The sequence below is a fragment of the uncultured Gimesia sp. genome (assembly GCF_937910335.1).
GTDB lineage: Bacteria > Planctomycetota > Planctomycetia > Planctomycetales > Planctomycetaceae > Gimesia.
On sequence record NZ_CALEMX010000340.1, the window covers coordinates 1 to 8,332 of the forward strand.

Here is an 8,332-nt window from a genome sequence, read left to right on the forward strand (position 1 = left end):
GTAAAAACGCATCGATGGGATTCGAATTTTTCATTCCTGAAATTAAAGGAACATCAGGTCTTCTGACAGGCTGAAACGACCAATGACCGGACTTCTTTTCGACAACATCCTTCATCTGACCAGGCCAACTGGCACCCTCTTTGACCCAACGCGTCAATAGAGCGATCGATTTTTGCGGGAGTTTCTTTTCGTCCGGGGGCATCTTCAATTCAGGGTCGCGATGATTGATGACATCAATCATAAAACTTTTTTCCGGTTTGCCTGGTACAATTGCAGGCTGACCATAATCACCACCACTTAATGCACCGACACGTCGGTCCAGATTCAGTTTGGAATCTGGCTCTTTTCCACTATGACAATCCCAGCAATGTTCTTTGAGAAGTGGTGCAATGTCACGATCGAAATCAATCTCTTCTGCATGCGATTGATAACACAACGCGAGCGACAAGAAAGCGGGGATTAACAAACCAAGGATTGTCTTTCGGTTTTGTCTGAGTAAATATATATGAAAGGAGATAGACAAGAAGTTTCCTTTGCTAATTGAGTTCATGTACTTCGTTGTTGATTTATACTTATACTGCTACGAAAACCACTTACCCATTCGATGTTATCAATTAGAGTATAAATTGAGAAGCCAGGTGTTTGATCAATTCAACAAGGTCCGTGATCACTCCTCGTTTTTTCTGACGAATTGAATTGCAAACAAGTCTGCATCTTTTAAGACGCATCGCAAACGAACGGGTTTACCGGAAATTGCTTCAAGTGAATCAACATTCTTCCAAGATACATTGCGGTCAATCTCATTCCCAATTTGTTCCTGGCAGTCATTCAGAGAAAAGCCATCTAGAGGTTTCCCAGTTTCGGATTGCAGTTCGAAGCGGAGTCCTCCCGCAGCCGAAGTGGCAAAATTGATGTGCAGGTTAGTTCCGGAAAAGATAAAGGGTTTGGTAATCAATTCAGCAGCTTTGGCACCCGCTCGAATCGACGCAAAACCATCGAGTCTCAGGCTGTAGCGGCGCAGATGGGCTGTCGGTTGTGCATAGTCTTGATTAACATAGAGTGACATCTCATTCTGCCCAGTTTGTACTATATTAAGTGCTGGATAATTTGTGCGAGATACCCAATTTTGTGGGCCGATACCCGGTTTGAGATAGCCTTCGAGGAAAGTACGGTCGTAAACGGTGCCGCCCCGCGACGTCATGAAGATTGAATCTGAAGTATCTTTAAAGTAACTCGGATTTACATTGATGGCTTTTGCTTGAGCCTTGTTCAGAACTTGTCGCCCTTCGAAAAAACGTGCGGCAGTTGCAATATAAATATGTGGTGCACGAAAGTAAGGAGATGTCTGATTCGTATATAAGTGCTCGATTGGCGCAGGCTGTGAACAATTGAAGCCATCGTCGTGGACTTGCTGCATCAAGACAGCGGGTGACCATTTCTTAAAGTCGGGACTGGTCGATCGAGCAATACGACGCAAACCATCCCATACCCTGAAATAGCAGACATATGTTTGTTCCGACTCGGACCAGAAAACCAGATTCTGTGAATCAAACAAATGGATGTGCTTGAATGTCATATCACGGGAGGAAAGAATCGGCGCGTCCTGCAGCTTTTTCCAGCGTAGTCCATCCGCTGAAACATACGCGAACAGTTCCTTTCCTGTACCGCCGACGGCTTTGAAACGTTGTTTAGAATTAACTCCGGGCCGCTTGTCGAGCATGGGACAGAAATTGTGCGTCACGGGAGCAGCGTTCGCCAAGACGATGTTGTTCGCTTTGTTCCCATTAAATTCATACAGGCCCAGTTTTGGTTTTGTCCAAGTCAATCCATCTTGAGATTCGGCCAGGCAAGTCCGCTCGAATTCACTACCGTCGAGGGTAAGCTTTGATATGCCACAGTAGTATGCTAGAAATCGATTGCCGTCTTTGATGATCGTTGTGTATCCCGCCTGAGGACCTTCCCACGGTTCATCGAGTTTGAGCACGGCCCCTTCATCGCGAGGCTAATGTAAATGAAACCGTGCGTTCGTCAGTCGTTCGATTAGATAGCGGTCTACAAATAATTCCCGCCGCGAACCAATTTCCCGCGGTTTAATATTAGATTGTTTAGAGTCCACACTATGACGTGCGATGAATTCGATAATAGGTGTGGAATCATCTAGCCCGTGTACATGTCCGACACCGGGCTTGGAAATCAACTTAATATTACCACCGAGCTTACGATAACGCTCGGCTAGTACCCCTGTATTTTCAGTCCAGGGAACGCCGGTATCTGCGTCGCCGTAAACATGTAGAAGCGGGACATGGGCCTTTGCCAATAGTGTCAAACGATCGATCGGATTTAGGGCTTTCGCAAGCAATTCCTCTGCGGTATCAACACCATATACTTTTAAGAGTTTTGGTGTTTCAACACGATTCCCTGTGCCCTTGCCTTTCCCCAAAGGCCAACTTGCCAGATCGCAAACTGGTGCATCCCCATAAATACAAGCGACGCTATGGGGATTTTCTGCAGCCCAATTATAACAGTACAACCCTCCTCGACTAACACCAACCAAAGCTGGCTTGCGTGAGAAACCGTGCTGTTTAGTCAACACTTTGTATAGAGAGTTCCAATATGACACCGCCTGCGGATCACCAAAGAGGTCTGGAATTTTCATGGCGACTATATGAAATCCACGTCCCAACAGCGCAATGTCTGGCACCGGTTTGTGTCCAAAGAACTCACCATGCCACACCCACGGTTTGCCAGGCGCGGATTTGTGTGGAACCACGACAAGCACCGGCTTCCCCTCGACCTCAAAATCGTACCGGTCAAATCCATTCCAGGTCGTACGAACGCCCGGAAAGGCTGCTTTCTCGCTCGCGTTGACAAGCGAACCCGCAGTCACAATCAATGTAATTAACATCACTAGGTTTATTAAATTGCGATTTATCATCACCGGACTTCCTGAAATAATTCTTATAAATACCGTTCAACGACAACATGGATTACAAATTCAACAAAAACAGTTTCGTGGAAATCATTTTTTGATTGACCAATCGATTATGGGTCCACGATTGAAGTATTACAATAGAAGAAACACACTCGAATAACACTTTACTGGGCGCCACCTCCGAGTTTAGGTATCTTCGTTAAGCTGTTGTTTAATTATCAACACCGAAATCCAAATCGTACCTATTTAAAATCAACCCTCATCACCTTCCACTGCATCGAGACATTAAGTGCTTCAAGGTTCCGAATTATGAAATCTATATCAATCGTTTTCTGCTTACTGCTGTTCGGCGTTTCACTAAATTGTGTGCAAGCGGTAGATCCGAAACAGGATGGAACAGATGCAGCCCTCAAAGCGGCAGCAGCGTTTCGAGTTCCCAGGGAATTTACAATTGAATTGTTTGCTGCCGAACCCAAGCTTGAGAATCCGGTTGCCATCTGTATTGATGACAAGGGATATGTTTATGTCGCTGAAGAACATCGATTCAACGAAGGCACCGAAGAAAATCGCACTCGACCATTCCTGCTCGAAGATGATTTACAGATCAGAACGCTTGACGACAGGATGGCGATGTTCAAAAAATGGGAAGACAAGTTCGAAGGTGGAATGTCATGGTTCACCAGAGCTTCCGACATTGTGCGACGACTCGAAGATCGTAACACAGACGGCAAGGCAGATGTTTCAACTGTGTTTGCTAATGGCTTCAATGATCCACTCGCTGGTCTCGGATCAGGTCTGATTGCCCGTCACGGAAAGGTTTGGTACACGTGTATTCCAGATCTCTGGCTACTTGAGGATCAGGATTCCGATGGAAAAGCAGACCAGAAGACATCGCTGCTAAGGGGATTCGGTGTGAACGCGGCGTTTCTCGGTCACGACCTGCATGGACTTGTATGGGGACCTGATGGCAGGCTTTATTTCTCCGTTGGTGATCGTGGTGCGCATGTTGTTTCTAAAGAGGGAGCAACTATTTCTAATCCGAGAAATGGCGCCGTTTATCGCTGTAATCCTGATGGCACGGAATTAGAACTGATCCATAAAGGGTTGCGCAATCCGCAAGAACTGGCATTCGACCAATACGGCAACCTGTTCGCCGACGATAACAACTGCGATAAAGGCGACCACTCTCGTCTCGTGTACGTTGTTCCCGGTGGAGAAAGCGGCTGGAACATGGCATTCCAAACGATCCCCGAACCTTATTTGACAGGCCCATGGCACGCCGAGGGTATATGGAAGCTTTCGCACGATCTGCAACCAGCTTACATCGTTCCACCAGTAGGTAAGATTGGAGCGGGACCATCGGGATTCGTATTTTCGTCAGGAGTGGGTTTGCCCAAGCGTTATCGCAATCACTTCTTTTACTGCAACTTTACGGGTAACGGAGGTGTTGAATCTTTTGCCGTTAAATCCAACGGAGCTAGTTTTTCCATCATTGATCATCAGGACTTTTGTAAGCCAGTTCTAGCCAGTGATGTCGACTTCGGTTACGACGGGAAGATGTATATCTCTACCTATCCTGTCTCACCCTGGGATAGAAAAACAAGTGGCGGTCGAATTTTTACAATCTTTGATAAGTCGCAATTAGAGAAACCGATCATCAAAGAAACCGTCGCACTGTTTCATGAAGGATTCGAAGTCCTGACATTAGAGCAATTGACTACACTGCTGAGTCACGCTGATATGCGCGTTCGCCTGCGTGCCCAGTTTGCGCTCGCAGATCGGAGTGAAACTTCAGTCGAACCTCTGCAAAAATTAGCCACCCATTCAGAGAACCAGCTTACACGCCTGCATGCAATCTGGGGGTTAGGCCAGATTGCACGTAGTAAAACCAGCCAGAGTAAACTGGAAACACTGCAACCTGTTCTCAAACTACTCCAGGACCAAGATAGCGAAATTCGCGCACAAGCATTAAAAGTTTTAGGAGAGGCGAACTTAACCTCTTCTGCAAAAACAATGATTCCACTTCTGAAAGATGACTCACTTCGAGTCCAATTTTTTGCTGCAATCGCGTTGGGCACACTCAAATCAGAAGGGGCGATCACACCAATTATCGAAATGTTACGAGTGAATAATGGAAAAGACCGCTACGTGACGCATGCGGGAGTTCGAGCTTTGGAACTGATCGGAAACCGTGAGCAAGTACAGCTGTTTGCATCTGACAAGTCGGCAGCAGTTCGGATGGCTGCATTATTGGTTCAACGCCGTTGGCGAGACCCACTCATCTCCCAATTCCTAAACGATGTCGATTTGAAAATTGTCACAGAGGCTGCACGAGCAATCAACGATCTTCCACTACAGACTGAAGAATTGAAACTCGCCAATCTTGCGGAACGTTTTCGCAATGCGGAAGGCGATCAAGTTGCCCCCCTCATGCGACGAATCATCAATGCCAACTTTCGGATCGGCAATCCCTCTAATATTAAAACCGTAATCGGTATTGTCACTAGCGAGAAGCAGGCCCCAGCCATTCGTGCTGAGGCGGTCGCTGCGCTGGCCAACTGGTCAGGTCCAACCAAACGAGATCGTGTAACAGGGTATTGGCGGCAAACCAAAGCGCGAAACGTCACTCCCGTTCGCGATGCGATTGAGCAAACTGCAACGAATATGCTCTCATCAACAACAGATAACCTGCAGATCCAAGTCACCGAATTGCTGGCGAAACTAAAAGTAAAAACCGACGATGTCGCAATCGCTACCTGGGTCATGGATGACAATCGGTCAGAGGGGGCGCGCATCGCTGCACTGCGACTGTTGGCATCTCACAAGTTTGAAGCGCTCCCCAAACTCATCAACGCCGCACTGTCATCAAACCATCCTCGGTTGCGCGCCGAAGCACGTGACCAATTAGCGGAAATTGACGCAGCGCGCGCGACTCTAATTTTCTCAGAACTTCTCGATAACGAACAAGTCACCGTGCAGGAGAAGCAGCACGCCTTGACAACGCTGTCTCGTATGAAATTGCCCAAAGCAGTAAAGATCCTCGACCATTGGGCAAACCGGTTGCGACAAAACAACGTACCTGTTGCCTTACAGCTAGACTTGCTTGACGCCCTCAATTCATCGAACTCGAAATTGCATAAAAATGCGATAAACCAGTTTAAACGATCGGCAGACCATTCGGACCCACTCTCTCAATACCAAGTTGCTTTAAAGGGCGGAAATGCGAAGGAAGGACGTGAAGTATTCGTAAGCCACATCACTGCACAATGCTATCGCTGCCACTCAGTCTCGGGAACCGGTGGTACTGCAGGACCTGACCTTTCGAAGATCGCCAGTCCTGAGCGAAATACTGATCGTCGCTTCCTGTTGGAGTCGATCATGTTCCCCAATGCGAAAATCGCTAAGGGATTTGGAACGGTATCTTTAGTATTAGAGTCCGGCAAGATTATTGCGGGCACGATCAAATCCGAAGACGTAGATTCTCTGACAATTGTAACTCCGCAGAACAAAATAATGCGTGTAAGTCGCAATGAAATCGAGGCGCAGTCGACCACCAGTTCAGCGATGCCTGAAATGAAAAAAATGCTCTCACTGCATGAAATCCGCGATTTGGTGGAATACCTGTCGACATTGAACGGAACGAAATAAGGGACTAGGAATAATCGCAAGATATAAATAAATAAGAAACGTTCGTCCTGCTTCCCTCGTTAACGCCCGCCCCCAATTTAATTAAGCTGCATCTCTTCAAGGACAATTTGAAGCTGTAGAAAATCACGGAGTGTGTCGACATCAAGCTGGTCACGTTTAATACGAAACTGTTCTGTGGGATCATTCTTCAAATCAAAAAAACGTCCGTCATCATAAAGTCTCCAATCCAATGAGCGAACACTCCTTTTTCTACTATGTTCGCAGTAGACCCACGGTCGTACGCGACTACGCTTCTGACCAAACAAGATCGGAGCAAAACTGATACCATCTCGGGTTACGCCGTCATCTTTTAGCCCTGCTATTTCGGCAACCGTTGGCAGGTAGTCTGTTAAATCGACCATGTCATTCACAACTTTCCCCGCCTTGATATGGCCAGGCCAGTTAGCGATGAGAGGCACACGTGTTCCTGTATCGTCATGTTTTCCTTTACCACCGGGAACGATCTTTCCATTACGGATGGAAAAGACTTTGGGGCGAACCATTTTTCCATTCTCATCGACATTCAAATAACTGGCTGCCGGTGTGCCGTTATCAGTTGTGAAGATGATCAGTGTTTCATTTCGAACATCCATTCGATCAAGTGCTTGAGCGAGCCTCCCGACCATATCGTCCATTGAAGCAACCATTTCACCATACGTCATCCAGCGGCCATCCTTATAGTAAGCAACATGCTGATCTTTCAAATCATCCGTTACATCGTGACACAGCGCCATCGGATAGTAAGCAAAGAATGGTTTACCAGAATCCTGACTTCGCTGCATAAAGTTGACGAGAAAATCAACATAAAGATCCGGGCCGTACTTTCCACTGACCCCTTCTCGTACTTTGCCATTTTGATAGATCAACGGATCGTTATACCGACCACCTTCATGCCATCCAAACAAGCACCACTCGTCAAAACCAACGCGCTGCGGATGATCAAGATCATTCTTCATCGTGCAAACCTGCCACTTACCAGCCACGGCTGTTGAATAACCAGCCTGTTTCATCCGGTTTCCAATCGAAATTCCTTCAGCGGCTGTCGGGTAATCACCCCATTTCAACCCCTGCTTACCAAACCGGAATGGATAACGCCCCGTCATCATGCAGATCCGTGAAGGATGGCAAACCGGCATAGCATATCCATGATTGAATTTCATACCGCCGGCAGCAAGAGCATCTATATGAGGAGTCGGATAACTCTGGCCTCCATAACAGCCTATCGCGTCACATCCAACATCATCTGCCATGATGAGTACTATATTCGGTCTGTTTTCAGATGCTTCAACACTCGATAGCAAAGTGATCAAGATCCCCAAAACCACCAATAATGGTCTGATAGAATTCATTATCCCTCTCCCAGATTCACATATTCTTTGTATGCCGTTTTGATTGACTCTTCATTTGCTCCGGAATGAACCCAGACTGCATACCGGAGCCTTAACGTCTCACCAGGTTTGACAAACACTTTACTCGCCCCCCCTTTTTTCATTGCCGCGCGACCAAAGGTGTTAGCGACAGCCAATCCGTAGTCGCGCGCATGAAACCAACTTTTACGGAAGTTGTCGGGATGACACATGATCGTCATACCTGCTTTTTTTCCATCGACTTCACCACTGTAGTCACACCACGCGGCTGAGTGACTCCAAATATTTTTTGCACTATGCCGACCTTTGGAATCTAACAATGTGCCGCCGCCAACTTCACTAATAG

The 8,332-nt window shown here is 47.0% G+C and carries 6 protein-coding genes; 1 reads left to right on the forward strand and 5 read right to left on the reverse strand.

Going from position 1 to position 8,332, the window contains the following annotated elements:
- The 3 genes from Q0668_RS13600 to Q0668_RS13610 all read right to left on the reverse strand — a co-directional run.
- Positions 1–523, reverse strand: a 523-nt coding sequence (locus Q0668_RS13600; protein ID WP_298865571.1) for a c-type cytochrome domain-containing protein, incomplete at its 3' end; no start/stop codon positions are given.
- Positions 524–667: 144 nt separating this feature from the next.
- Entirely contained in the window at positions 668–1,984 is a 1,317-nt protein-coding gene (locus Q0668_RS13605) for a hypothetical protein (RefSeq protein ID WP_298865573.1), read from the reverse strand.
- A gap of 18 nt (positions 1,985–2,002) precedes the next feature.
- Complete coding sequence (locus Q0668_RS13610) at positions 2,003–2,935, reverse strand: alpha/beta hydrolase (RefSeq protein WP_298865575.1); 933 nt, start codon at positions 2,933–2,935, stop codon at positions 2,003–2,005.
- Positions 2,936–3,241: 306 nt separating this feature from the next.
- Here Q0668_RS13610 and Q0668_RS13615 point away from each other — a divergent pair, with 306 nt between their 5' ends.
- Positions 3,242–6,580: a PVC-type heme-binding CxxCH protein gene (locus Q0668_RS13615; protein ID WP_298865577.1), complete on the forward strand. Its 3,339-nt coding sequence runs from the start codon at positions 3,242–3,244 to the stop codon at positions 6,578–6,580.
- Between the two features lie 77 nt (positions 6,581–6,657).
- Here the strand turns inward: Q0668_RS13615 and Q0668_RS13620 are convergent, their stop codons facing one another.
- Together Q0668_RS13620 and Q0668_RS13625 are read right to left on the reverse strand one after the other, a co-directional pair.
- On the reverse strand, positions 6,658–7,968 hold the full coding sequence (locus tag Q0668_RS13620; RefSeq protein ID WP_298865579.1) for a sulfatase-like hydrolase/transferase: 1,311 nt from the start codon (positions 7,966–7,968) through the stop codon (positions 6,658–6,660).
- Positions 7,968–8,332 (reverse strand): DUF6807 family protein (locus tag Q0668_RS13625; protein ID WP_298865581.1); only part of this gene is annotated, 365 nt, incomplete at its 5' end. The genes Q0668_RS13620 and Q0668_RS13625, both read right to left, overlap by 1 nt.